Consider the following 25114-nt stretch of genomic DNA (forward strand, 5'->3'; position numbering starts at 1 on the left):
GGTGGAGGGGCGGGGCCCGGGGCCGTCAGAGGTCAGCGCCCAGCGTCAGATCGGCGACGACCGCGGCGATGTTGTCGGGGCCGCCGGAGGCGTTCGCGAGGGCCACGAGGTCGCGGACGGCGTCCTCGGGGGTCTGCGCGGCGGTGAGGGCGCGGCGCAGGGACTCCGCGTCGACCACCGACGACAGCCCGTCCGAGCAGAGCAGGAAGCGGTCGCCGGCGAGCGCGTCGTGCAGCCGCAGCTCCGGCGCGGACGCGTCCGGCGCCGCGCCGAGCGCGCGGACCAGCAGGGACCGCTGCGGGTGCGACGCCGCCTCCTCGGGCGTCAGCCTCCCCTCGTCCACCATCGACTGCACCATCGTGTGGTCGTGCGTGATCTGGAACAGCTCGCCGCCGCGCAGCAGATACGCCCGCGAGTCCCCGATGTGCACCAGCGCCAACTGCGACCCCGTCCACAGCATCGCGGTGAGCGTCGTCCCGTGGTCCCCGCCCCCGCCGGAGGCGCCGGCGTCACCGCCCGGTCCCCGCAGCGCCCGCCCCGCCTCGGCCACCGCGTCCTCCAGCAGGTTGAGCACTCCGCCCGCCGCGGCCCCCGCCGCGTCCACCCGGGTCAGCGCCGCCACCGCCTCCCGCGCGGCGCGCTCGCCGCGCGGCCCGAAGCCGTCGGCGACGGCGAGCAGCCTGCCGTCCGCGTGGACGGCGTCCTGATTGCGCTCGCGGACGCGTCCCGCGTCGGTGAGCGCGGCGTAGCGGATGGCGAGCGGCGCGGCGCCCGCCCGGTTCGTCGTGTCGGCCACGGCGGTGTCCTTTCGGCCTTGTCCTGCCAGGTGGTCGACGAGGAAAGCGGCCAGATCGCGCCGCGCGTCGGTCTCCGCCTCGACCCGCGCCCAGTACGCCCCGACCTCGCGCGCGGCCCGCGGCCCGTCCAGGGCGCAGACCTCGCGGATGCGGGCGAGCGGCATGCCGAGCCGCCGCAACCAGGCGACCAGCAGCGCGCGTTCGAGCTGAGCGGGTTCGTAGAACCGGTAACCGGTGTGCGGGTCGACGTACGCCGGGGTCAGCAGCCCCAGCTCGTCGTACAGCCGCAGCGCCTTGGGCGAGAGCCGGGACGCCCTGGCGAACGCGCCGATGCTCATGCGGTCCACTCGCGGTCCCTCCTGCCTGCCGCCGCGCCGCCGTACCAGCCGTAAAGTCGTACTGCCGTAAAGCCGTGCGCGGGCACGCCGTCCTCGTCGTGTTCGTGCCGCCGATGCTGCGGCTTGCCCCAAGGACAAGGTCAAGCACGGCCTCCGCGCGGGGCCGGGCACGAGCCACGCGGAAACGGGCGGTCGCCCCGCCGGCGCAGTACGCCACGGTGATCCGCCGCTGCGGCCCGTCCACCCGGACCCGGCCGCCGAGCGGCACGACGAGCTGCGGGTCGGTGTGGCCGAAGTCCACGTCGAAGACGGCCGTCGCCGCCGGGGCGTACTCGCCCAGCGCGCGCAGCACCGCCTCGCGCTGCTCGCGGCGGTAGCGCTCCCGGCCGCGCGGGTCCAGCGGCTGCTCGAACGACCACGCCTTGGCCCGTGCCACCACCACCGCCGGGAACTGCGCGAGCAGCCCGCGCTCGCCCATGGTGCGCAGGATGCGGTAGACCTCCTCGGCCCGCGGCATCTCCTCCGAGGTCTCCACGAACAGCACGCAGCCCGCGTACTCCTCCGGCGGCAGGATGTCCCGGTCGGCGGCCAGCAGCCAGGACAGGATCTCCAGGTTGCCGCCCCAGGCGACGCCCTCGACCACCCGGTCGCCCTGGTGCCAGTGCCAGGCCCCGGCCGCGGCCATCTCCGGCTCGGACTCGAAGGTCGCCGGGTCCTCCCAGCGCCGGTTGACGTCGCCGGACTCGGCCGGCACGGTCAGCTCGTACTCACCGGAGCCGAACAGCGCGGCGCGCAGCGACTGCGCGGTCAGCGGGTGCATCGCCCCCGGGCGGCCCAGCTCGACCATCGCGGAGCCGCCGTGGTACCCGACCAGGCCCAGGTTCCAGAGCCTGACCAGCAGGTTCGTGTTGTCGCTGTAGCCGAAGAACGGCTTGGGGTTGGCCCGCAGCAGCTCGTCGTCCAGGTGCGGGGTCACGGTGATCTGGTCGTCGCCGCCGATGCTGGCGATCACCGCCTTGATGTCCGGGTCGGCGAAGGCCGCGTTGACGTCGGCGGCGCGGTCGCGGCGCCGGCCCTCATCCGGCGGGTCGTCGGGTACTCCACGACCTCCAGCCCGAAGTCCTCGCGCAGCCGGCGCAGCCCCAGCTCGTACGGCAGCGGCAGCAGTCCGGGCAGCCCCGAGGAGGGCGAGACGACCGCCACGCGGTCTCCGGGACGGGGCTTGGGCGGGTACGCGTGTGCGATCACCCGACGAGCCTATCCACACGTCCCGCGCCCGGAGCAAGGCCCGCGCACCCGCGACGGGCCCGCATCCCGCTGCCGCGCCGACCGCATCCCGCGCCCGCGCCGCCCGACCCGCATCCCGCTGCCGCGCCGCCCCCCCGACCCCGCCCGTTCCCGCCCGCGCCCCCGGCCGCCCTCAGTACGCCAGGCCCAGCCCGTCCAGCCGCTGCTGGTCGGAGAGGGAGTCGATCGCGACGACCCTGCCGTCGACCACGGTGAACGCCATGACGGTGACCACCCGCCCGTGCGGGGCGACCACCGCGCCCGCGACGCCGTTGATGAGCACCGGGTGCACGTACTGCGACAGCCGGGCCCACCGCACGGCCTGCCCGGCCACCTCGTGCGCGCCGCGCAGCACCACGGACAGCTGCGGCCGCTTGGCCCCGCCGTCCGAGCGCAGCACGATGTCCGGCGCGAGCAGCGCCACCAGCGCGTCCAGATCGCCCTCGTGGGCCGCGGCGAAGAACGCGTCGACCGCCGCGCGCTGCCGTGCCGGATCGGCGTCGGGCTCCGGTGCGCCGTCCCGCACCCGCCGCCGCGCCCGGCTCGCCAGCTGCCGGGTGGCCGCCGGCGTCTTCTCCACCAGCGGCGCGATCTCCTCGAACGGCACCGCGAACATGTCGTGCAGCACGAACGCCAGCCGCTCGGCCGGGGCCATCGCGTCCATCACCACCATCAGCGCGAGGCCGACCGCGTCCGCGATCAGCACCTGCTGCTCGGGGTCATGGGCGCCGGGGTCGCCGATCAGCGGGTCGGGCATGCGGTGGGCCGTCCACGGCACGGCCGCGGCGCCGTCGGCGTACGCGTCGCCCGGCGCGCCCGCGTACGCGTACGCGTCGAGCGGCTCCTCGCGGCGGCGCTCGCGGGTCCGCAGCATGGTCAGGCAGACCCGGCCGACCACGGTGGTCAGCCAGGCGGCGGGGTCGCGTACCGCCTCGGCGTCCGCGCGGCTGACCCGCACCCAGGCGTCCTGGACCGCGTCGTCGGTCTCGGCGAGCGAACCGAGCATGCGGTAGGCGACCGCGCGCAGCCGCGGCCGGTGCTCCTCGAAACGCTCCAACAGCCACGCCTGCCGGTCCACCGCCGCCGCCTCTCCGCCCGGTCGGCCCCGCGCCCCCCGGCACGGGCGTCACCGCCTGGCGGAAACATAACGAACCAGGCGGCGCGCCCGTGACATCCCCCCGCGGCGCCGGCCGCCGCACCTGCGGTCGGTCGGGAGCAGGCCCCGCCCCCCGCGGCGCCGGCCGCCGCACTCGCGGACGGCCGGGAGCCGGCCCGGACCGGCCGGGGCGTTGCCGTCGGACCGGTCGGCGGCCTCACCCGCGCACGTACGCCGCCAGGTGCTCGCCCGTGAGCGTCGTGGGGGAGGCGACCAGCTCGGCGGGGGTGCCCTCGAAGACGACGCGACCGCCCTCGTGGCCGGCGCCCGGGCCGAGGTCGATGATCCAGTCGGCGTGCGCCATCACCGCCTGGTGGTGCTCGATCACGACGACGGACCTGCCCGCGTCCACCAGCCGGTCCAGCAGGCCGAGCAGCTGCTCGACGTCGGCGAGGTGCAGGCCGGCGGTCGGCTCGTCCAGGACGTACAGGCCCGCCTTGTCGCCCATGCGGGTGGCCAGCTTCAGCCGCTGCCGCTCGCCGCCGGACAGCGTGGTGAGCGGCTGGCCGAGGGTGAGGTAGCCGAGGCCGACGTCGGCGAGCCGGTCCAGGACGGCGACCGCGGCCGGCGTGCGCGCCTCGCCCTCGGCGAAGAACGCGCGGGCCTCGTCCACCGGCATCGCCAGCACCTCGCTGATGTCCCGGCCGCCCAGGCGGTACTCCAGCACCGACGCCTGGAACCGCCGGCCCTCGCACTCCTCGCACGGCGTGGCGACGCCGGCCATCATCGCCAGGTCCGTGTAGACGACGCCGGCGCCGTTGCAGGTCGGGCAGGCGCCCTCCGAATTGGCGCTGAACAGCGCCGGCTTGACGCCGCCCGCCTTCGCGAACGCCTTGCGGACCGGTTCCAGCAGCCCGGTGTACGTCGCGGGGTTGCTGCGCCGCGAGCCGCGGATCGGGCTCTGGTCGACGGCCACCACGCCGCCCGGGACGCCGTCCAGGCCCTCGGGCGACCCGTGCACCAGCGACCCGTGCACCAGCGAGCTCTTCCCGGAGCCCGCCACGCCGGTGACCACGCAGAGCACGCCGAGCGGCACGTCCACGTCCACGTCGCGCAGGTTGTGCGTGCGGGCGCCGCGGATCGCCAGGCGCCCGGTGGGCGTGCGCACCGACTTCTTCAGCGCGGCGCGGTCGCCGAGGTGGCGGCCGGTGACGGTGCCGCTCGCCCGCAGGCCCTCGACCGTGCCCTCGAAGCAGACCGTGCCGCCGGCCGCGCCCGCGCCCGGGCCGAGGTCCACCACGTGGTCGGCGATGGCGAGGGTCTCCGGCTTGTGCTCCACGACCAGCACACTGTTGCCCTTGTCGCGCAGCCGCAGCAGCAGCTCGTTCATCCGCTGGATGTCGTGCGGGTGCAGGCCGACCGTGGGCTCGTCGAAGACGTACGTCACGTCGGTCAGCGAGGAGCCGAGGTGGCGGACCATCTTCACCCGCTGCGCCTCGCCGCCGGACAGGCTGCCGGCCGGGCGGTCCAGCGAGAGGTAGCCGAGGCCGATCTCGGTGAACGAGTCCAGGCTGTCGCGCAGCGCGGCCAGCAGCGGCGCCACCGAGGGCTCGTCCAGTCCGCGGACCCAGTCCGCCAGGTCGCTGATCTGCATCGCGCACGCGTCGGCGATGCTGACGCCGGCGATGCGCGAGGACCTGGCGCCCTCGCTGAGCCGGGTGCCGCCGCAGTCCGGGCAGTCCGCGAAGGTCACCGCGCGCTCCACGAACTCCCGCACGTGCGGCTGCATCGCCTCCTTGTCCTTGCTCAGCATCGACTTCTGGATGCGCGGGACCAGGCCCTCGTAGGTCATGTTGATGCCCGCGATCTTCATCCTGGTCGGCTCGCGGTGCAGGAAGTCGTGCAGCTCCTTCTCCGTGAACCGCGCGATCGGCTTGTCCGGGTCGTAGAAGCCGGACTCGGCGTAGAGACGGGAGTTCCAGCCGCCGCCCTTGTAGCCGGGGACGGTGATCGCGCCCTCGCTGAGCGACTTGGAGGCGTCGTAGAGCTGGCTGAGGTCGATGTCGGAGACCGTGCCGCGGCCCTCGCAGCGCGGGCACATCCCGCCGGTGCGGGTGAAGGTCGCCTTCTGCGTCCTGCGCCCGCCGCGTTCCACGGTGATCGCGCCGCTGGCCCGCACCGAGGGGACGTTGAAGGCGTACGCGGCGGGCGGGCCGATGTGCGGGTCGCCGAGCCGGCTGAAGAGGATGCGCAGCAGGGCGTTGGCGTCGGTGGCGGTGCCGACGGTGGAGCGCGGGTCGGCGCCCATCCGCTGCTGGTCCACGGTGATCGCGGTGGTCAGCCCGTCCAGGACGTCCACGTCGGGGCGGCCGAGCGTCGGCATGAAGCCCTGCACGAAGGCGCTGTACGTCTCGTTGATCAGCCGCTGCGACTCGGCGGCGATCGTGCCGAACACCAGGGAGCTCTTGCCGGAGCCGGAGACACCGGTGAACACGGTCAGGCGCCGCTTCGGGATCTCGACGCTGACGTCCTTGAGGTTGTTCTCGCGGGCGCCGTGCACCCGGATCATGTCGTGGCCGTCGGCGGCGCTCATCGGTGTCCTCGTCTCTCGGTCTCTCGTTCCGTGGTACGTCGGTTTCCGCGGGTGTCGCCGGCTCAGCGGTCCTGGAGCAGGCCCAGTACGTTGCCGTCGGCGTCGGCGAAGGTGGCCACGAGGCGGCCGCCGCCGACATCGTGGGCCTGCTCCCGCACGGTCGCGCCCGCGGCGACGACCTCGGCGAGCTTGGCCTCGATGTCGGCGACGCGCCAGTAGGCGACCGGCGAGGCCATATCCTGCGGCCCGCCGCGCGGCACCAGCCCGATCTGCTGCCCGGCGGCCTCGAACCCCACGTAGTACGGCGTGTCGGTGCTCGGCCGCACCCCGAGCAGCGCCGCGTACACCTCCTTGGCCTTCTCCAGGTCCGCGACCGGGTGCAGCACGGTCGTGATCCCTTGCGTGGCAGAGCGCTCGGTGTCGGTCATGTCCACTCCCGATGTCGTCCGGTGTGCCGTGAATGTCAGGCTCAAGCACATGTCCGAAACGCTATGCGCCCCCGATCCGGCCCGCTTCTCGATTCCTGATCGATGCGTCCTGATCGATGCGGCGGCGCCCCTGCCCGCTCGATGCGGCGGCGCCCCTGCCCGCCGTGTCCCGCCGCGGCCGGCTCCGCTGGACGTCCCGGTGTGAGGTTGCTCGCAGGTGCAAGCAGTGTGCTTGCAAAAGTTAGCGCGGTGGGGCACGGTGGGGTCATGGGTGCGCTGAACGTGGGGGGCCTCGGGGAGTATCTGCGGGAGCAGCGGCGCGGCGCGCGGCTCAGCCTGCGGCAGCTCGCGGACGCGGCCGGCGTGTCGAATCCGTATCTGAGCCAGATCGAGCGCGGGCTGCGCAAGCCGTCCGCGGAGATCCTGCAGCAGCTCGCCAAGGCGCTGCGGATATCCGCCGAGACGCTCTACGTGCAGGCGGGGATCCTCGACGCGCGCGAGCGCGACGAGCTGGAGGTGCCCGCGGCGATCCTGACCGACCCGTGGATCGACGAGCGCCAGAAGCGCGTGCTCATCCAGATCTACGAGTCCTTCCGCAAGGAGAACGCCGCGGCGGGGGACGACGACGAGAAGACGCCGGGGCCCGGCCCCGTACGGGAGGAATCCGAGCAATGACGATCACCGATGACATCGTGAAGGGCCTGCGCAACCCGACCCCGCTGTACGCGGTCGCCGGCACCGCGGACCTGGCCGCGGAGAAGCTGCGCGAGGTGCCCGCACTGCTGGACCGGCTGCGCTCCACCGACCCCAAGGACGTGCAGGGCCGGTTCGCCACGCAGGCCAAGGACGCGCAGACCAGGCTGGCCACGCAGGCCAAGGACGCCCAGGCGCGGCTGACCACGCAGGCCAGGGACGCGCAGAGCCGGCTGTCGGAGACCCTGTCGGACTTCGACCTGACCGTGAAGGTCCGCGAGCTGAAGGACCGCCCGCGCCCCGACCTGCGCAAGCTCGGCGAGTCCGTGCAGAGCTCGGTGCAGAACTTCGCGCTCCAGGGCGTCGGCCGCGCCGCCGAGTACGCGGTCAGGGCCCGCGAGACCTACGACGAGCTGGCCGAGCGCGGCAAGGGCGCGGTCGCCCAGTGGCGCGGCGAGGCCGCCGACGAGGTGGTGGAGATCGCCGCCAAGGTCGAGCCGGAGAAGCCGGCCGCGACGCCGGCGACGTCCGCCGCCGAGCCCGCGGGTACGGACAAGGCCGCCGGTACGGACAAGGCCGCCAAGCCGGCCGCGAAGCCCGCCGCCGCCAAGCCCGCCGCGAAGAAGTCCGCGCCGCGCCGCGGCTCCGCGCCGAAGAAGCCGGCCGAGTAGTCCCTCGGAAGGGCACGACCCCGCGCGACGGACCGGGCACGCATCGCGAGCCCGGTCCGTTGACCGGGCGGGACCGGTACCGTTGGCAGCGAACGGACGGCAAAGACGGTAAGGAAGGCGGTGGACGGCGTGCTGATCACGGGATTCTTCACGGTGTTCGGGCTGATTTCGCTGGCCCTGTTCCTCTTCGCGCTCTTCGCGTTCGTCGACGCGGCGTTCCACCGCGAGGACGCGTACCGCGCGGCGGACAAGAACACCAAGGCGTTCTGGCTGATCATCCTCGGCATCGCCGCGGTGGTGATGAAGCTGTTCTCCGTGCTGTCGTTCCTGCCGATCATCGGCCTGGTCGCCGTGATCGTGTACATGGTCGACGTCCGGCCCGCGGTCCGCGGGGTCAGCGGCAAGGGCCGCGGCAACCGCCGCGGCGGCTTCCGCAACCGCAGCGGCAGCAGCAGCGACGGACCGTACGGCCCGTACAACGGCCGCCGCTGAGCCGACCCGCCCGCCGGCCCGGCCCCGCGACCGACCCGCGCGCCGCGGCCGACCCGCCGGCCCGGCCCCGGCCCCGCGTCGGGCGTCAGCCCCGCCACTCCAGCAGCACCGCCGCGAGATCGTCCGTCAGCTCGCCACCGTTCAGCTCGCGCACCTCCGTCACCGCCGCGTCCAGCAGCTCCTCGCCGCCGAGCCCGGCGGCCAGCAGGCGGGAGGCGAGACGTACCATCCCGTCCTGCCCCAGCCGCTGCGTCCCCTCGCCGACCCGGCCCTCGATCAGGCCGTCGGTGTAGAGCAGCAGGCTCCACGCGCCGTCCAGCGGCACGTCGATCCGGTCCCAGGAGGCGTCCGGCAGCAGGCCGAGCGCCGGGCCGCCGTCCTCGTAGGGCAGCAGCTCGGGCGCGCGGCCCGGCACGGCCAGCAGCGGCGCCGGGTGCCCGGCCAGGTGCAGCGCGGCGCTGCGGCCGTCCGGCGCGAGGTCCACCCCGCACAGCGTCGCGAAGATCTCGTCGCTGGCCCGCTCGTGCAGCAGCACGTCCTGCAGGATCCGCAGCAGCGTCTCGCCGCCGATCCCGGCGAACGTCAACGCCCGCCAGGCGATGCGCAGTTCCACGCCGAGCGCGGCCGCGTCCGGGCCGTGCCCGCACACGTCGCCGATCATCGCGTGCACGGTCCCGTCCGGGGTGCGCACGGTGTCGTAGAAGTCGCCGCCGAGCAGCGCGCGGCTGCGCCCGGGACGGTAGCGGGCGGCGAACCGCAGCCCGGTGGCGCCCTGGAGCAGCGGCGTCGGCAGCAGGCCGCGCTCCAGCCGCGAGTTCTCCTGCGCCAGCAGCTTGGTCTCGGTGAGCTGCCGCTGCGCGAGGTCGGCCCGCTTGCGCTCGATCGCGTACCGCACCGCGCGGGTCACGGTGACCGCGTCGACCTCGTCGCGGGCCAGCAGGTCCTGCGCCCCGGCGCGCACGGCCTCGGCGGCGCGGCCGTCGTCCGGCCCGTCGGTGAGCACCAGCACGGCGGTGCCCGGCGCGGCCTGCTCGATGTGCGGCAGGCTCGCCAGCGGGTCGGGCAGGTCGAGCAGCACGCAGTGCACGTCGTCGGTGAGCAGGCCAGGCCGCGGTCAGGTTCGCGGCGCGCAGCACCCGGACCCGCGGGCCCGAGCCCTCCTGGAACCACGGCGCGGTGAACGCGCCGGTCGGGTCGTCGCCGATGACCAGCAGCGTCAGCGGCGCGGTCGGCTCGGCGGCGTCGGTGCGCTGTCGGGGCAGCGTCAGCCGGGCGCCGGGCGCGCGGCCGCTCGGCTCGTGGTCGCCGGGCCGGTACGTACTGGGCTCGTGGCCGCCGGGCCGGTACGTGCTGGGCTCGTGGCCGCCGGGCCCGTGCGCGGACTCCGCGGACTCCGGCGGCTGCGCGGAAGCCTGCGGCTGCGCGGACTCCAGCGGCTCCCCGGACTCCAGTGGCTCCAGCGGCTCCAGCGGCGTCGCGGACAGCGCGTGGGGACCCCCGGCCCCCGGATCACGCTCGGGGGCTGAGGGCCGTTCGGTGCCGCGCCTGGCTGCGGACATCAGACGACTCCTTCCGTCCCCCTTGGCCATCCGGTGACCTTAGTGGCACTCGGCGGCGTGACGGGAGGGCAGAAAGTGAACCTGGAGTGTCATATGCCGTGGCCAGCGTGGGGTTTTGCTCGCGATGTGCCGAAGCGCACATGACAGAGATCACGTTTTGGGCATGCAACCGTGCCCCCGAATCAGCCCTCTTGCGGACCCCGCGCACTGCTTTCCGCCGGAGCGCCGGGAGTTGGCGGCTTCGTCCGCTTCACGCCCGTTTCGGGCCGGCCGCGGGCCGCCGGGTAGGGACCGCCGCCGCCCCGCGGACAGGCCCTACGTCCGCGGCGCCAGTGCCGCCCACGCCACCGTCACCTCGCCCTGCCGCCACCGCGCCGGCCCGTCCACCACCGGCCAGCCGCCCGCCCGCAGCGCCCCCACCGCCCTGATCCACCGCTGCCGGGCGCCGAGCGCGGACAGCGGCGCCGCCGCGGCCCACGCGTGGTCGAAAGCGGTGAGGAAGGCGTGCACCGGCTCGCCCGGCACATTGCGGTGGATCAGCGCCTTCGGCAGGCGTTCGGCCAGGTCGGAGGGGCGTTCCAGGGAGCCCAGGCGGGTCGCGAAGGTCACCGTGCGCGGCCCCTCGGGCCCCAGCGCCACCCACACGTGCCGCCGCCCGATCTCGTCGCAGGTGCCCTCGACCAGCAGTCCGCCGGGCGCCAGCCGGCCGCGCAGCAGCTCCCACACCGCCGGGACCTCGGCCTCGGCGTACTGCCGCAGGACGTTCGCGGCCCGGATCAGCGTCGGGCGGCCCGGCACCGGGACCTCGAAGCCGCCGCGCAGGAACACCAGGCCCTCGCGCTCGTACGGGCGGGCCGCGGCGACCCGCGCCGGGTCGATCTCCACCCCGGCGACCCGCGCGTCCGGGCGGACCGCGCGCAGCCGGGCCAGCAGCTCGACCGCGGTCCACGGCGCGGCGCCGTAGCCCAGGTCGACGGCGAGCGGGTCGGCGCTGCGGCGCAGCTGCGCGGCGTGGACGGCGGCGATCCAGCGGTCCATCCGGCGCAGCCGATTGGGGTGAGTGGTCCCCCTGGTCGGCGCCCCGACCGGCCGTCCTGCGCGCACCCGCCCACTGTACGGCGTGCGCGCCGCGGCCTCCCGTACGCCCTGATTGCCCGCCCCCGCCGGGGGAACCCGAACCGCGTCACCGCGCGGCGGCGGGACAGGGGAGGGGAGGAGCCCGGAAGGGACGGCGGAGGAAATGGAATGCACCATTCCGGCGTTGAGATGAATTGACAGTGCACGTATGCCGGAAAGGACACGCGACGTGACCCAGTACATCTCCCGCCTCGGCGCCCGGCGCGCCGCGGCCACCCACAAGCGGTGGACCATGGGCGTGGGGCGCCGCGTGCGCAGGGTCGCGATGCTGAGCGTGCACACCTCCCCGCTGCACCAGCCCGGCACCGGCGACGCGGGCGGCATGAACGTCTACATCGTCGAGCTGGCCCGGCGCCTGGCCGAGCGCGACATCGAGGTCGAGATCTTCACCCGCGCGACCACCGGCAGCCTGCCCTGCACCGTCGAGATCGCGCCCGGCGTGCTGGTCCGGCACGTCGACGCGGGGCCGTACGAAGGCCTGGCCAAGGAGGAGCTGCCCGGCCAGCTGTGCGCCTTCACCCACGGCGTCATGCAGGCGTGGGCGCACCACCGCCCCGGCCACTACGACCTGGTGCACTCCCACTACTGGCTCTCCGGCCACGTCGGCTGGCTGGCCGCCGAGCGCTGGGGCGTCCCGCTGGTGCACGCCATGCACACCATGGCCAAGGTCAAGAACGCCTCGCTGGCCCAGGGCGACTGCCCCGAGCCGGCTGCCCGCGTCATCGGCGAGACGCAGGTCGTGGCCGCCGCCGACCGGCTGATCGCCAACACCGACGAGGAGGCCGGCGACCTGGTGCGGCACTACGACGCGCCGGCCGACAAGGTCGCGGTCGTCCACCCCGGGGTGAACCTGGACCGGTTCCGCCCCGAGCCCGGCCGCGCCGCCGCCCGCGCGCGCCTGGGGCTGCCGCAGGACGCGGTGATCCCGCTGTTCGCCGGCCGCATCCAGCCGCTCAAGGCGCCGGACGTGCTGGTCGAGGCGGTGGCGGTGCTGCTGGAGCAGGAGCCGGCGCTGCGCGAGCGGCTCGTGGTGCCGGTGGTCGGCGGGCCCAGCGGCACGGGCCTCGCGCGGCCCGAGGCGCTGCACAAGCTGGCCGCGAGGCTCGGCGTGTGCGACGTGATCCGCTTCCACCCGCCGGTGGACCAGGACCGGCTGGCCGACTGGTACCGCGCGGCGACCGTGCTGGTCATGCCCTCGTACAGCGAGTCCTTCGGGCTGGTGGCGATAGAGGCGCAGGCGTGCGGCACGCCGGTGATCGCGGCGTCGGTCGGCGGCCTGCCGGTCGCGGTGCGCGACGGCGTGACCGGCTTCCTGGTCGACGGCCACGACCCGCGCGACTACGCCGCGGTGCTGCGCCGCTTCGTCGACCACGCCGAGCTGGGCGACCGTCTCGGCGCGGCGGCGGCCCGGCACGCGCGGGCCTTCGGCTGGGACACGGCCGCGGCGGACACCGCGGAGGTGTACGGAGCGGCGCTGTCGGAGCACCGCGAGCAGCGGCGTCACCTACGATCGGGGCATGGCAGCCATGGGTGAGTCCGGTACGTCCGAGGCGGGGGCCGCGGCGGCGGTCGAGCAGGCGCTGCGCGAGGCCGAACTCGACTGGGAGTCACCGCAGTCCGGCACGTACGTCGTCCAACTCCCCGGCACCCGCAAGCTGTCGACCACCTGCCAGTTGATCGTCGGCCGGCACACCCTGTCCCTCAACGCCTTCGTGGTGCGCCGCCCGGACGAGAACCACGAGGCGTTCTACCGCTGGCTGCTGGAGCGCAACCTCAAGCTGTACGGGGTGGGTTACGCGGTCGACCGGCTCGGCGACGTCTACCTCACCGGCCGGCTGCCGCTCGCCGCGGTGACGCCCGAGGAGGTCGACCGACTGCTCGGCGCGGTCGTCGAGAACGCGGACGGCTCCTTCAACGTCCTGCTGGAGCTGGGCTTCGCGTCGGCGATCCGCAAGGAGTACGCATGGCGGGTGTCGCGGGGGGAGTCCACGCGGAATCTTGAGGCGTTCGGGCATCTGACGGGCGGGGACGGGGCCGGGCCCGGCGCTTCCTAGGGGTTTTCGGCGGCGTCGGCGAGCGCGGCGTCGGCGTCGGCGTCGGCGTCGGCGTCGGCGAGTGTGTCCGGCGGGACCGCGACCGTTTCGGCGTCCGGCGCGGTCGTCGGCGTCGCGGCGTACCGCTGATTCGCGGGCGGCCTCGTCCTCGGCAGCGACGCCGGCGCGGGCCGGGTGCGCAGCAGGACGTAGTAGCCGAGCGCGGCGACCGTGCCGAGCAGCGCGCAGCCCGACCAGACCGCGCCGCGCCCGAGGTGGTCCAGCGTGAGGCCGCCGACGAGCGGGCCGGCGAAGGCGGAGCCGGACCAGGCGACCGAGTACATCCCCTGGTAGCGGCCGCGCGCGGTGGCCGGCGCGAGGTCGGCGACCACCGACATCGACGCCGGCGCGTGCACGATCTCGCCGAGCGTCCAGACCACCACGGTGAGCGCGTAGAGGCCGACCGAGCCGGCCAGGTACGTCAGCCCGAAGCCCCACGCCATCAGCAGACCGCCCGCGCCGAGCAGCTCCGCGGCCGGGCGGGAGCGCAGCGCGCGGGTGACCGGGAGCTGCAGGACGACGATCACGACGCCGTTGATCGCGGCGACCAGCCCGTACTGGCGGGCCGAGAGCCCGTGCGCGCCCATGTCGACGGCGAGCGTGGAGGAGCCCTGCTGCAGGACCGTGCCGAAGAGGAAGGTCAGGCCGACCACGACCATGAAGCGGCGGTCGCGCAGGACGTGCGCGAGGGTGATGCCGGCCGGGGGCGGGGGCGTACCGCGCGGGTGCGGCGTACCGCGCGGGTGGGACGTACCACGCGGGTGCGGCGTACCGCGCGTCCGAGACGTACCGCGTGTCCGAGACGTGTCGCGCGTCCCCGTGAGCAGCGTCTCCTTGGCCTTGGCGAAGACCACCACCGCGCACAGCAGCGTGGTGAACGCGTCGCCGAGGAACAGCCACACGTAGCCGGCCGTCGCGATGAAGCCGGCCGCGGCGGCGGAGACGCCGAAGCCGATGTTGATCGCCCAGTAGTTCAGGGAGAACGCCCGGACCCGGTCCTCGGCCGGCACCAGGTCGGCGATCATCGCCTGGAGCGCGGGGCGCGAGGCGTTGCCGGTCAGGCCGGCGAGCGCGGCGACCACCGCGATCGCCACCGGGTGGGTGACCAGGCCGAGCACGGCCGTGGTGAGCGCGGCGCCGAGCTGCGCGGCCAGCAGCGTCACCCGCCGGCCGAACCGGTCCGCGACGACGCCGCCGAGCACCGCGCCGACCGCGCCGCCCTGCCCGAAGAGCGCGGCGACCAGGCCGGCGTACGAGGCGGAGTAACCGCGCCGCACGGTCAGGTACAGCGCGAGGAAGGTGATGACGAAGCCGCCGAGCCGGTTGATCAGGGTGCTGGTCCACAGCCACCAGAACTGCCGGGGGAGCCCCCCGACGGTCTCCCGCAACGCTCCTCGCGCGCCCACCGCGGCCTCCCCGTTCCCCGCGCCCGTACCGGTGGCCACCGGCCGTCGTCGGTAATAGCTGTCAACGCCTCGCGCAGGTTACATAGGCCGGTCGAGGGGCGCCACCGCATTTCCATTAGGCTCGGCCCCATGGCTGCTGCTGCGTACAAGCTGATCCTGCTCCGCCACGGCGAGAGCGAGTGGAACGCGAAGAACCTGTTCACCGGCTGGGTGGACGTGAACCTCAACGACAAGGGCGAGAAGGAGGCGGTCCGGGGCGGCGAGCTGCTCAAGGACGCCGGCCTGCTGCCCGACGTCGTGCACACCTCGCTCCAGAAGCGGGCGATCCGCACGGCGCAGCTCGCGCTGGAGGCGGCCGACCGGCACTGGATCCCGGTGCACCGCACCTGGCGGCTGAACGAGCGCCACTACGGCGCCCTCCAGGGCAAGGACAAGGCGCAGACGCTCGCGGAGTTCGGCGAGGAGCAGTTCATGCTCTGGCGCCGCTCGTACGACACCCCGCCGCCGCCGCTCGCCGACGACGCGGAGTTCTCGCAGGCCGACGACCCGCGCTACGCGAGCGTCCCGCCGGAGCTGCGGCCGCGCACCGAGTGCCTGAAGGACGTGGTGCACCGGATGCTGCCGTACTGGTACGACGGCATCGTGCCCGACCTGCTGACCGGCCGCACCGTCCTGGTTGCCGCGCACGGCAACTCCCTGCGCGCCCTGGTCAAGCACCTCGACGGCATCTCCGACGCGGACATCGCCGGCCTGAACATCCCCACCGGCATCCCCCTCGCCTACGACCTGGACGCCGACTTCCACCCCACCACCCCCGGCGGCACCTACCTCGACCCCGAGGCGGCGGCAGCGGCGATCGAAGCAGTGAAGAACCAGGGCAAGAAGAAGTAGTTCTTCGACGCCAACACGCCCCCGACCTGCGGGTTCTCCCGTGGGGAGGGGGCATGTTTGCGTCCGGGGCCGTCTCCGGGCCGTCAGGCGCGGAGTTGGCGCTCCCAACGAAGGCGCACGCGCAACTTGAAGGCCACGGCGAGGCTGGCCGGAACCGCGATCACGGGTGGTGCGCTGCTCCAAAGAGCGAGCGCGCCTCCGCTGGTGCCGGCGACGAATAGCGAGCCCTCTCGCGGGGCCGCCTCGATGGTCAGGACAGGACGTGAGACTATGTACTTCTCCAAGTGATCCTCCGGGTTCTCATGCGGGTTCGGGGGCATACCAATGGAGATGAAAGCCGCCTCCCAGGCAGGGGAGGCGGTTTTCGCTCTTTCGCTCCTTGGCGGGGTCAGTATGGCGCTCTTAGGCTCCTGCCGCAAAGGCAATGGTGAGACGCCCACGATGCAACGATAGGTCGTCGGGGCGCGCATTTTCTTGTATCGCATACTCATGTGCCGTCTGCGCGGTCGGCGAGCCCCTGCGTGACGGACCGACGGACCGAGCTCTGTCGGCAAGGCTGGCTCGCATGGGCAGGCAGGAGGGGGTGCGCCCGTCATTATTAAGCGGATTCATAGTTGTCAACTATGACTCCGCTTAATAATCGGCATAGTTGCCAACTATGACTTGGGGTGGTGTCTAATTAAGACACCCACGAGATAGTTGTATCTATGTGCAGATCCAACTGTCGCCAACTAAAATTATGTCTCGTACTATTTCGTAGCGCTTAAAATTTCGGCGATAGCCTTACGAGTACGTTCCCGGCTACTCGGCATCAGGTGCGCGTACACCCTCAGCGTCAGCCCGGCGTCCGAGTGGCCCAGGTACTCGGCCAGCGCCTTCACGCTCTCGCCCGCGTCCAGCAGCACCGATGCGTAGAAGTGCCTCAGCGCGTGCATGCCGTGCTCCCGCGCGGAGGCGTGCTCCTCGCCCTTGGCCGGCACCGGGATGGCCCCGGCCGCGGCGAGCGCGGGCTTCCAGGCGTCGGGGTTAACGAGCTGCGCCAGACGTGCCCGCCGAGAGGCCCCGTGAAGACGAGCTTCCTGGTCACCACCGGTCCACCCGCCACCTTCCACGGCAGCGTGACATCCACCGGCGGGAACCGCTTCATGTGCGCCCGTAAGGCGTCCGCCACGGGACCGGGCAGCGGCACGTCCCGGAGCTTCCCGCCCTTCGGCGGCGCGAACACCGCCTTGCTCCGGCTGAGCTTCAGCTGCTGCACCACGTGCACCGTGTCCGCCTCGAAATCGATCGCGTCCACGGCGATGCCCAGGATCTCGCCCTGCCGCAAGCCGCAGCCCGCACCCAGGTCCACGGTCGCCTGGTACCGATCCGGCAGAGCCGCCCGCACGGCGAAGACCCGCTCAGCCGTCCAGGGCACGACCCGCTTGATCTCGACCGTGGGCGCCTTCACCGAGCGCGCCGCACACGGGTTCTTGGGCAGGTGCCCGTCGTCCACAGCAGCGCTGAGCACACTGCGCACGTTGGAGTAGATCACCCGAGCGTACGAACCGGTGACGCCGGCCGCCGCGAGCTGGCCCACCCAGTCCCGGATGTGCACGGGCTGGAACGAGCCGAGCGGCCGTGACCCGAGGTACGGGAAGGCATGCCGCCGGAGCTGGCTCTCCATGGAGAATCCGGTGTTCGGGTCGGCCCCGTGGTTGCTGAGCCAGCGCTCCGCGTACTGCCGGAAGGTGATCCGGCTCGCCTTGGGGTCGATGTAGTGGCCCCGCTCCATGTCCGCCTGCGTCTGCACGAGCCAGGCTTCGGCGAGGCGGCGCTGCCGGTCGGGGAAGCTCTTGCTCTTCTCCGTCCCGTCCGGCCCGACGTACCGGGCGCGGTAACGCAGGCCCGAGCCGTAACGCTCGGTCTTCACCTTGCGGCTCTTGCCGTCCGGTCCGACCTCGGTCCTGTACCAGCGATCCTGGATGTGCCCGGCCATCAGGCGGCCACCTCTTCGCGCCGGCCGTCCACCCAGGCCCGTACGTCAGCCGGGTCGAAGCGCAGGTGACGGCCGATCCGGAACCCCCGAGGCCCGGTCCGCTTCCGGCGCCACTGGTACACCGTCTCGACGCTGGGCAGCTCGAACATCGCCACCAGGTCTTCCGGCGTGAGGTATCGGGTGGGAAGGACGGGCGGGGCGGTGGCCGCTTCCACGGCCTGGCGGCGTCGCTCAGCCATGGGTGGGTTCTCCTTCCGTTCCGGGGGCGGGTTCGAGGGAGGCGGCGAGCCAGGTTTCGGCGGGGGTCAGGCCGGTGCCGGTGAAGGTCCAGTGGGAGAGGACGTAGGTCGTTTCCTCGGGGTGGTTCGGCGTCCCGGCTTGGGCGCGGCGGTAGTCCGCGCGGGCGGTGCGCAGGGCGCCGAGGGTGGTGGAGTAGTGGCGGGTTTTGGTGGAGAAGCGGCCGCGGAAGCCGAGCATGTGGGCCCAGGCGCGCAGGCGTAGGTGTTCGAGGTCTTTGCGGGCGCCGAGGGTCCATGCGGTGCGGATCATGCGGCGGGCGTGGTCGGTGAGGTGGAGGTGGGCGAGTTCGGCGAGGAAGCGGATGGGGCGGTCGAGGGTGCCGGTGGCGGTCTCGGCGCCCTTGGTGGCGTATTTGGCGATGTAGGCGGCGACCGCCCGGTCGGTGAGGTCGGAGCCGGTGAAGTCGTTGCTCCGGATGGTGCGGACGTCGAGTTGGCGGCCGAAGGCGAAGGTGTGGGTGCGGCCGTCGAGGGTGGGCCCGGCGACGCGGGCGGTCGCCGCGGCGGCGCGGATGGCGTCGGTGAGGAGGTCGGCGGTAGCCCAGGCGGGCGGTGGAGTCGTGCCGCCTTCCGGGCCGTCGAGGCGGATGACGGCGTGGAAGTGGACGGCGCCGCGCTTCTGGTATTCGGCGACCTTGGCGAAGGAGACGCGGGCGTACCGGCGGAAGGCGCTTTGGCTGAGTCCGGCCTGCTTGGCGATCTCGCGGCGCAGGTAGATGGAGAAGCGTCGCCACAGGGCTCCGGCGTGGGCGTTCCACAGGACGGCGGCTTCGTAGTCGTACGTGTCGGGGTCCAGCGGGGTGCCGAGCTCGGGTGCGTCGGCTTCGTGCGCGGTCCCGCAGCGGCAGCGGCCGGAGTCGGGACGGTTGTGGACCGGGCCGAAGCCTGGGGCGGTGAACGTCGCGAAGACGCGGGGGTGTTGGGCGACCTCTTCGGGGGTGCCTTTGCCGCCGCGCAGTCCGGCGGTGATCAGGTGGAAGGTGTCGCGGCGGTAGGTCTCGGCGCAGGCCGGGCAGCGGGTCGTGCGGCGGTTGTTGCAGCGGACGAGGAGGTGGCCGGCGGGGAGCTGGTCGGAGGTGAGGCGGTGCAGGACGGGGCCTATCTCGCCGGTGGTGGTGTCGAGGGTGTGTTCGGTGCGGTGGCCGTCGAGGCGGATGGGGTGGGTGCAGCCGCCGAGGCCGGAGAGCTGGCGGAGGAGTTCCGGCATGGTGCCCGTGGCGGCCAGGGCGCCGAGTTCGGGCAGCGGGGGCGGGGTCGGGCGGGTGATGATGGGACTCCCTTCGCGGGCCGGTGTGCGTGGAGGTGGGCTGCCGGGGCGGCGGATGCTTGGCGGTATCGGTGCCGCCCCGGCAGTGCGTTGGCGGTGGTCAGCGCTGGCGCGGGGGTGCGAGGAGCGCGCGCAGGACCACGGCGACGACGGCGACCGAGACGGCCGCGGCGGTGACGGCGACCAGGAGGGCGGTCAGGACGACGCCGACCGTGATCACGACGGCCGCGCCACCGGCGATCACGCCGACCGTGGGAGCCGTGCGGCGGACGGGGGCGGGGGCCTGGCAATGGCAGGCAGGTGCGTGCTGCGTGGGGTGGACCGGGACGGCTGGGGGTGGGGCGTGCTTGGGGCTCAGGAACACGACGGACTCCTCTCGACTACTCGTCTAGGTGTGTTTGCCGTTGACGATCTGGACGCCGTCGCGCGTGGTGGTGTCGACGGCGGGGGCGAGGAAGGTGTGAGCGAGGTAGAAGCCGAACAGGGCGATGACGACGGCGACCCACAGGCGGATGCCGAGGAACTTGATCGCGGCCCAGGCGATGATGCCGAGGACGACGACCAGGGGCAGGCTGACGGTCACGGGCGGGCGGGTTCCTTTCAGCGGGCGGGGCAGCGGTGGGTACGGGCGGCCAGCTCGGCGGCGGCCCGGGAGTCGTACTCGGCCGAGAAGCCGCAGCGCGGGGCGGTGCAGGCGGCGGTGTGCCTCTCGCGGCCCAGCCGGTCGTAGGCGGTGCCGACCTGGACCGGGCCGATGCGGATGAGGTTGCGGAAGCGGCGGTGGGCGGGCATGGGTGTCTCCTCCTTTCAGAGCTGGGCGGCGATGGCTTCGGCGAGCGGCGCGGGGACGCCGAGGCGGGCGCGCAGGGTCGGGGTGTCGATGGCCGTGCCGGTACGGGTGAGGTGGTCGGCGGCAACCTTGCGGGCGTGGGCGACCAGGGCGGCCGGGACGGCGGGGGCAGGTGGCGCGGGTGCCAGGTCGGGGGCAGGTACGGATGGAGGTGGGGTTGCCGGGGCTGGCGCGGCGGTCGGTGTCGGGCTGTGCGCGAGGAGCGTTCCGCCGAGGAAGGCCACGGCCGGCCAGCCCGCGACGAGGATGCGCAGCCACGCGGGTACGGCGTGGACGTCGAGGAGCCCGGCGGTGGCGATGTTGGCCCCGAGGGAGGCGGTCAGCGAGATCACGAACCAGCACCAGGCCGCGCCCTTGCCGGTACCGGAACGGAGCCGTCTCCAGGCCGCGACGAGCAGCAGGTCGACGAAGACGGGGTAGGCCCATGCCTTCCAGCCGTGCTGTCCGGCGGCGCCCGCGATGTCGTGCAGGTGAGCGAAGGACAGCGCGGCGGCGATGACCGCTTGGACGAGCACCGCGTCGACGCGGGCCAGATGGGCGCGCATGCTGCGGCTCCTTCCGGGTTCGGGCAGGGGAGGGGTAGGGACATGGCGTGAGGCGGTCACGCCGACCGGGGACGCGTGCGGACGCGGGTCAGTCGGTCACCGGGCGGGGCCGCACGACCGGGCCCGGTGTCTCGGCGGGCGGCCGTACGGGCACGTCGGGCCGGAAGGGCTTGAGCGCGGGCAGGTCGGGGACCAGGTGGGCCCACTCGCGGCAGGTCTCGGCGGCTTCGCCGAGGGAGAGGTACGGGGTGCGGATGCGGGACCAGTCGCCGGAGGTGTCACCGGCCACGGCGAGGCCGGGCCGTTCGGGGGCGATGGCGCAGGCAGCGGAGACCGCCTCGGGGGCGATGTCGCCGAGTGCCATCTTGGCGGAGGCTTCGTCGTTGACGCGGTGGCAGACGCGGCCGGTCAACTGGGCTCACAGCATGGTCGCGCCCTTGCCCAGTTCGGCGCCGAAGCGCTGGCCGCAGACTTCCAGGTAGATGCCGGCGGCCCGGCCGAGCTGGGCGAGCCGGATGAGTTGGGTGACCATCTCGTCCCGGCGTTCCTCGTCCTTCTTCGTGGCGACGAGGAAGAGTTCGGCCACCTCGTCGACGAACAGCACGACGGGCACCGGGCGTTCGTGCTCGGGCAGGCCCCAGATGTCGGAGGTGCTCTCCTCGTCCGGTGTGTTCGGCGCGATGCCCTGCCGGGCTTTGATCAGGTCGTACCGGTCCTCCATTTCCTTGATCAGCACGGGCAGCAGTTCGGCGGCCTGCTCCGGGTCGGTGGCGAGCGCCGACAGGCGCGGGGCGAAGGGCGCCAGTTCCACGCCTCGCTTGCAGTCGATGCCGACCAGGGCAACGGGCTGAGGGGCGAGGCCGGCGACGAGGTGACGCAGGTGCATGGACTTGCCGGACAGCGTGGCGCCGAGGGTGAGTTGGTGCGGAACGGTGCGGTAGTCGCGTACGAACGGAGTGGCGTCCTCGCGCAGCGCGACCGGCACCCGGAGCAGGTCCGGGCGGAGTTTGCGCGGCATGCGCACCCGCCGCAGCACGTCGAAGCCGACGAGCCGCAGTTCGACCACGCCCGGGCATCACCCATGCCGACGGCCGCATCACCTGGACGATCCGACCAGCGATCTTCCTGCCCCTCGCACACCGGCAGGACGCCGAACTCCCAGCATGCGCACGAAGCTTCAAGCCCCACCGCGCAGACTGAGTTACAACTTTCTCTACTGGTTCGAGGTGACGCAGGTGCATGGACTTGCCGGACAGCGTGGCGCCGAGGGTGAGTTGGTGCGGAACGGTGCGGTAGTCGCGTACGAACGGAGTGGCGTCCTCGCGCAGCGCGACCGGCACCCGGAGCAGGTCCGGGCGGAGTTTGCGCGGCATGCGCACCCGCCGCAGCACGTCGAAGCCGACGAGCCGCAGTTCGACCACGCCCGGGCATCACCCATGCCGACGGCCGCATCACCTGGACGATCCGACCAGCGATCTTCCTGCCCCTCGCACACCGGCAGGACGCCGAACTCCCAGCATGCGCACGAAGCTTCAAGCCCCACCGCGCAGACTGAGTTACAACTTTCTCTACTGGTTCAAGGCGGCTCGCTCCGCTCCCCGCGCGCGGCACGGGCGCCGGCCGGGCCTGCGCTCCTGTCTCCGCCCCGCTCCAGCCCGGCCGGCGCCCGTGCCGCGCGCATAGCAATCGGCCACCTGACGTCATAGAAGGGGTACGTCGTGGCTGGGGCGGTCGGCTACGCGGCTTTACGGAGCCACTTTGGCGCGAGCCTCGAAGGGCATGGCCCCATCGTCGTGCTTTACCGGGCTGGTCCACAGACTGTCCGACGCGCCGGAAGCTTACGGGGCATGATCACTCGCGCCAAAGCAGCGCCACCCCAAAGCCGCTACGCCAACCTGATCATGACGCCAGACGAGGTGATTCAGTGCCCCAACCGGCGCCGGCCACGCGGGCTGGTCTGGAACGACCTGATGGCGGAGAAGATCGCGCAAATACCCGTTTTGAGTGCGAGGTTCGGCTCTGGTTGACTGAACGCACCGATACCGTCTGCGTGATGTAAGCGGGGCAAGAAGTGGAACGTGTTGAATCTGAAGATCACGACGTGCACCCCGTTGAGAACACGTCACCTGACCAGTCTTCTGCGCCGGGCCTCACCCCATACCAGCATGACTCGGCTGTCGTACCGGCCTTGGCTCAGCTTGCTGACGTGGCTTGCGAAGGAGCCGAGGGCTTTTTCGAGGTGGGTGTCAACGTACAGGAGCTCGCTGCAAAGCCGATGCCGCCCCTCGATCCCGCTGCGGTGCGCGAACTGGTGACGACTTTCGCGTATCACCTTTCGGTGATGCCGCTCGGATCAGCTCAGCCAGGCGCATCCCTCGTTCCGCTCGATGGACCGGCTATTCCTAGAGCACTGAACGATTCCGACGATGAAGTTCGTGCCCTGTGGCGGGAGCTAGCGGGTAGCGTAACGCATCCTGCGGCACGGGCGCGCTGCGCTGATATTCTCTTCACCCTCCGCCTTGCTAATCCTCGCGATGCGGCTGAGCAGGCCGCTCATGGTTATCTTGACTTGGTCGGCGGAGACTTCCGGATGACCGAGCAGAGCCATGCGTTGCTTCGTGCCTGGACACTGGCCCGCTCTGTCAAGCTCATGCCACTAATGCAACAAGTGGCCTCCGTCATGTTTGATACAGCACAGGACGCACTGACTCGCCAGGACGCCCCCCATGTCTTTGTGAACCTGCTGGACGCGCTTACGGCACCGCAGCGGAAAAAGAATGCCCAGCCAGTGGATCGGAGGGTGGACGATCTGCTCGATCGGGCATTGTTGACGTACACCGATACGCATATCGTCACCCAGGTTGCGAGATTGGTGCGCAGACGAGCTGTGGGCGACGACTCGCGCATTCGGAAGGCTAGTGAGGCAGAGGTGACGGCCTACCTGAACGACGCTGATCGAGCAACCGATGGGATTGTTTTCCGGGCCCACCTGAACAATGCAGCTTCAAGGGCGCGTCAGTTAAACGTGACCGAGCTGGAGAAGATTGCAGTCTCCCGTCTACAGTCGGCGCCACCTGTGGAATGGAAGACGATAGAGGCTGAGATCAAGATCCCGAACACCCTGTTCCGCAGCTACCTGCGCCCGTTCGAGCGTGCGGACACATGGCTTGCTGCTCTGGGGTACTGGTTTCATACCGATTCGCCCAGCGGCACGCTCGCGGTTAACGAACGCACGGCACGTGAAGTTTTCAATCAGTCTGTGTTTAGCCGACTGGCTACGACTGTCATGTTCGGCGACAACGACCTACCGAAGCGGGTTCTTGGCGACGATGATGACGCCCTCCAGCGGGAGCTCATCCGTGTTGAGACCATGAACATTCACTTGCACGGGATCGTTCTGGCGGATGCTCTGGATCTCATCAAGACCCGGTTCGGTATTCCGTCGTTTGAAGACTTGAACGCGCCGCTGATTGAGTCAGGGGTCCATCCGGACTTTGCACACGCCCTGGCAAAGGCTTTTATCCTCTACTGGGTTGGCGAGTTTGAAGCCAGCGCTCACCTGGCAGTCCCTAAGGTCGAAGCGGCAGCTCGCGCGCTTCTGCTAGAGCTCAATGAACCTCTGTACCGAACGGCAGTCGGCGATGGGAGCGGTCAGTTTCCTGGGTTGGGAGTTCTCCTCGCCCCGTTGACAGAGAACGACTTCGATCCGGACTGGAGCCGGTTTCTCGAAACATTCCTGCTTGGAGAGGGAATGAACGTCCGTAACCTCATCGCCCACGGCTTCATGAAAGAAGTAGGTCGTGAGAGGGCGGCCCTCGGTCTGCGAGCACTTGCGCTATTGGCTCTGATCACTTCTGCCGATTCTGTAGATCGCGATGAGGCATCCGTACGTGCGGCCCTAGCCAATCCGCACGGCACCCCTTCGCGTTCGTGGAGGCAACGGGCCGTAAATGCTGTAAGAGCTGCATGGATCGAGCTCCGTAGGTAACTGAGTGGTCTGCGCCACGAAGGTCCCGCTCCAGTGCGACAGGAAGGCTAGAGCGACGTGTACTAGTCTCAACTTCCGCGCTTTACGTTAAAAAATGCTGGCATCTAGGTTCCGCTTTGCCAGCGTCATAAGCATGTCCGCTCGACTGTAAGCAATCCCCGCTATGAGAATGATGCGACTGTGTTCGTCTAGTGCCCGTAGGAGTTCCTCAGGATAGCCTGAAGCCTTAGGAATATCCCACGCGCCTTTCAGGAGGGAGTCGAGGTCACTCTCTTTTACGCGCAACAAAGTGTGAACGTCCCATTTTGGAAGCTGGTTAAGCGCTGCTCGCGAGGGGCGGTTGTTCACTGCAAGCCGACTGCCAGCTAGTTCGAGGGCGCGAAGCATGGCCACCTCTGAAAGAGTGGTGAAGAGAAGATCCTGATTCGTATTTAAATTCTCGCTTCGTAACATGCATCAAGTCCCACGTGATTGAGTAGTGAAGATCCTTGTCCGCAGGTGAGCCTGCGTCGCTTCTGCCGACAGTTAGTCATCCATCGACAGCGATGCGCCCTGCTCCTTGTGACCCGGCGCTCTGGCTACACCTCAACGCCCAGGATGCTAGCGCGTCGATCTTCTTCGTCCGTCTCGGTTTCGCCAAATTCAGCACAGTCCACGGCTGTCCAGAGCGGACCGGAAGCCTCGACCGGTAGTTGTCCTCCCAGGG

The 25114-nt window shown here is 71.7% G+C and carries 21 protein-coding genes and 4 pseudogenes; 8 read left to right on the top strand and 17 right to left on the bottom strand.

Going from position 1 to position 25114, the window contains the following annotated elements; translation table 11 throughout:
- Nucleotides 1–25 precede the first annotated feature (25 nt).
- The 5 genes and pseudogenes from VSR01_RS21875 to VSR01_RS21895 form a co-directional block, all read right to left on the bottom strand.
- Complete coding sequence (locus VSR01_RS21875) at nucleotides 26–1144, bottom strand: protein phosphatase 2C domain-containing protein (protein WP_326450869.1); 1119 nt, start codon at nucleotides 1142–1144, stop codon at nucleotides 26–28.
- 199 nt (nucleotides 1145–1343) lie between these two features.
- A pseudogene (locus VSR01_RS21880) lies at nucleotides 1344–2383 on the bottom strand (S66 family peptidase); the annotation flags it as partial.
- Between the two features lie 172 nt (nucleotides 2384–2555).
- The gene (locus tag VSR01_RS21885; protein ID WP_326450870.1) at nucleotides 2556–3500 is read right to left on the bottom strand and encodes a sigma-70 family RNA polymerase sigma factor; all 945 of its coding nucleotides are present in this window, start codon (nucleotides 3498–3500) and stop codon (nucleotides 2556–2558) included.
- A 235-nt stretch (nucleotides 3501–3735) separates the two neighbouring features.
- The gene (locus VSR01_RS21890; RefSeq protein WP_326450871.1) at nucleotides 3736–6111 is read right to left on the bottom strand and encodes an excinuclease ABC subunit UvrA; all 2376 of its coding nucleotides are present in this window, start codon (nucleotides 6109–6111) and stop codon (nucleotides 3736–3738) included.
- A gap of 62 nt (nucleotides 6112–6173) precedes the next feature.
- Nucleotides 6174–6539, bottom strand: coding sequence for a VOC family protein (locus VSR01_RS21895; protein WP_326450872.1), 366 nt, complete (start codon nucleotides 6537–6539; stop codon nucleotides 6174–6176).
- 267 nt (nucleotides 6540–6806) lie between these two features.
- Here VSR01_RS21895 and VSR01_RS21900 point away from each other — a divergent pair, with 267 nt between their 5' ends.
- From VSR01_RS21900 to VSR01_RS21910, 3 genes are all read left to right on the top strand, one after another.
- Nucleotides 6807–7214, top strand: a complete 408-nt coding sequence (locus VSR01_RS21900; protein WP_326450873.1) for a helix-turn-helix domain-containing protein — start codon at nucleotides 6807–6809, stop codon at nucleotides 7212–7214.
- Nucleotides 7211–7903: a hypothetical protein gene (locus VSR01_RS21905; RefSeq protein WP_326450874.1), complete on the top strand. Its 693-nt coding sequence runs from the start codon at nucleotides 7211–7213 to the stop codon at nucleotides 7901–7903. Before VSR01_RS21900 ends, VSR01_RS21905 begins: the two co-directional genes overlap by 4 nt.
- 129 nt (nucleotides 7904–8032) lie before the next feature.
- Nucleotides 8033–8395, top strand: a complete 363-nt coding sequence (locus VSR01_RS21910) for a DUF2516 family protein (protein ID WP_326450875.1) — start codon at nucleotides 8033–8035, stop codon at nucleotides 8393–8395.
- A gap of 85 nt (nucleotides 8396–8480) precedes the next feature.
- Here the strand turns inward: VSR01_RS21910 and VSR01_RS21915 are convergent, their stop codons facing one another.
- Together VSR01_RS21915 and VSR01_RS21920 are read right to left on the bottom strand one after the other, a co-directional pair.
- Nucleotides 8481–9482 carry a PP2C family protein-serine/threonine phosphatase gene (locus VSR01_RS21915; protein WP_442785514.1) on the bottom strand — a complete coding sequence of 334 codons (1002 nt, stop codon included), beginning with the start codon at nucleotides 9480–9482 and terminating at the stop codon, nucleotides 8481–8483.
- A gap of 787 nt (nucleotides 9483–10269) precedes the next feature.
- The gene (locus tag VSR01_RS21920; protein WP_326450876.1) at nucleotides 10270–10992 is read right to left on the bottom strand and encodes a class I SAM-dependent methyltransferase; all 723 of its coding nucleotides are present in this window, start codon (nucleotides 10990–10992) and stop codon (nucleotides 10270–10272) included.
- 268 nt (nucleotides 10993–11260) lie between these two features.
- Here VSR01_RS21920 and mshA point away from each other — a divergent pair, with 268 nt between their 5' ends.
- Both mshA and VSR01_RS21930 read left to right on the top strand, forming a co-directional pair.
- Nucleotides 11261–12625, top strand: a complete 1365-nt coding sequence (gene mshA / locus VSR01_RS21925; protein WP_326450877.1) for a D-inositol-3-phosphate glycosyltransferase — start codon at nucleotides 11261–11263, stop codon at nucleotides 12623–12625.
- Nucleotides 12618–13145, top strand: coding sequence for a YbjN domain-containing protein (locus VSR01_RS21930; protein WP_326453754.1), 528 nt, complete (start codon nucleotides 12618–12620; stop codon nucleotides 13143–13145). The genes mshA and VSR01_RS21930 overlap by 8 nt, the downstream gene beginning before the upstream one ends.
- Here the strand turns inward: VSR01_RS21930 and VSR01_RS21935 are convergent.
- On the bottom strand, nucleotides 13142–14590 hold the full coding sequence (locus VSR01_RS21935) for an MDR family MFS transporter (RefSeq protein ID WP_326450878.1): 1449 nt from the start codon (nucleotides 14588–14590) through the stop codon (nucleotides 13142–13144). The two genes, VSR01_RS21930 and VSR01_RS21935, sit on opposite strands and share 4 nt — an antisense overlap.
- Before the next feature lie 129 nt (nucleotides 14591–14719).
- Between VSR01_RS21935 and VSR01_RS21940 the strand changes: the two genes are divergently transcribed.
- On the top strand, nucleotides 14720–15481 hold the full coding sequence (locus VSR01_RS21940; protein WP_326450879.1) for a phosphoglyceromutase: 762 nt from the start codon (nucleotides 14720–14722) through the stop codon (nucleotides 15479–15481).
- Between the two features lie 749 nt (nucleotides 15482–16230).
- On the opposite strand, the pseudogene VSR01_RS21945 reads toward VSR01_RS21940, so the two are convergent.
- The 9 genes and pseudogenes from VSR01_RS21945 to VSR01_RS21985 form a co-directional block, all read right to left on the bottom strand.
- Nucleotides 16231–17459 (bottom strand): annotated as a pseudogene (locus VSR01_RS21945) (tyrosine-type recombinase/integrase).
- Nucleotides 17459–17698 (bottom strand): helix-turn-helix transcriptional regulator, encoded by a 240-nt coding sequence (locus VSR01_RS21950; protein WP_326450880.1) that lies wholly within the window; start codon nucleotides 17696–17698, stop codon nucleotides 17459–17461. The pseudogene VSR01_RS21945 and the gene VSR01_RS21950 overlap by 1 nt, the downstream one beginning before the upstream one ends.
- A complete protein-coding gene (locus VSR01_RS21955; protein WP_326450881.1) occupies nucleotides 17691–18965 on the bottom strand; it encodes a replication initiator in 1275 nt (424 codons plus the stop codon). Before VSR01_RS21955 ends, VSR01_RS21950 begins: the two co-directional genes overlap by 8 nt.
- A gap of 160 nt (nucleotides 18966–19125) precedes the next feature.
- The gene (locus VSR01_RS21960; RefSeq protein ID WP_326450882.1) at nucleotides 19126–19389 is read right to left on the bottom strand and encodes a hypothetical protein; all 264 of its coding nucleotides are present in this window, start codon (nucleotides 19387–19389) and stop codon (nucleotides 19126–19128) included.
- 24 nt (nucleotides 19390–19413) lie between these two features.
- Nucleotides 19414–19608: a hypothetical protein gene (locus VSR01_RS21965; protein ID WP_326450883.1), complete on the bottom strand. Its 195-nt coding sequence runs from the start codon at nucleotides 19606–19608 to the stop codon at nucleotides 19414–19416.
- A 17-nt stretch (nucleotides 19609–19625) separates the two neighbouring features.
- Nucleotides 19626–19817, bottom strand: a complete 192-nt coding sequence (locus VSR01_RS21970; RefSeq protein WP_326450884.1) for a mobile element transfer protein — start codon at nucleotides 19815–19817, stop codon at nucleotides 19626–19628.
- A 15-nt stretch (nucleotides 19818–19832) separates the two neighbouring features.
- A complete protein-coding gene (locus VSR01_RS21975; RefSeq protein WP_326450885.1) occupies nucleotides 19833–20420 on the bottom strand; it encodes a DUF2637 domain-containing protein in 588 nt (195 codons plus the stop codon).
- An 88-nt stretch (nucleotides 20421–20508) separates the two neighbouring features.
- Nucleotides 20509–21492, bottom strand: a pseudogene (locus VSR01_RS21980) (FtsK/SpoIIIE domain-containing protein); the annotation flags it as partial.
- A gap of 151 nt (nucleotides 21493–21643) precedes the next feature.
- Nucleotides 21644–21841 (bottom strand): annotated as a pseudogene (locus tag VSR01_RS21985) (FtsK/SpoIIIE domain-containing protein); the annotation flags it as partial.
- A 426-nt stretch (nucleotides 21842–22267) separates the two neighbouring features.
- On the opposite strand from VSR01_RS21985, the gene VSR01_RS21990 reads away from it, so the two are divergent.
- Both VSR01_RS21990 and VSR01_RS21995 read left to right on the top strand, forming a co-directional pair.
- Nucleotides 22268–22447, top strand: coding sequence for a hypothetical protein (locus VSR01_RS21990; protein ID WP_326450886.1), 180 nt, complete (start codon nucleotides 22268–22270; stop codon nucleotides 22445–22447).
- Between the two features lie 74 nt (nucleotides 22448–22521).
- The gene (locus VSR01_RS21995) at nucleotides 22522–24408 is read left to right on the top strand and encodes a DUF7380 domain-containing protein (RefSeq protein ID WP_326450887.1); all 1887 of its coding nucleotides are present in this window, start codon (nucleotides 22522–22524) and stop codon (nucleotides 24406–24408) included.
- Nucleotides 24409–25114: the final 706 nt, after the last annotated feature.

This window comes from Actinacidiphila sp. DG2A-62 (assembly GCF_035825295.1).
In the GTDB taxonomy this organism is placed as follows: Bacteria; Actinomycetota; Actinomycetes; order Streptomycetales; family Streptomycetaceae; genus Actinacidiphila.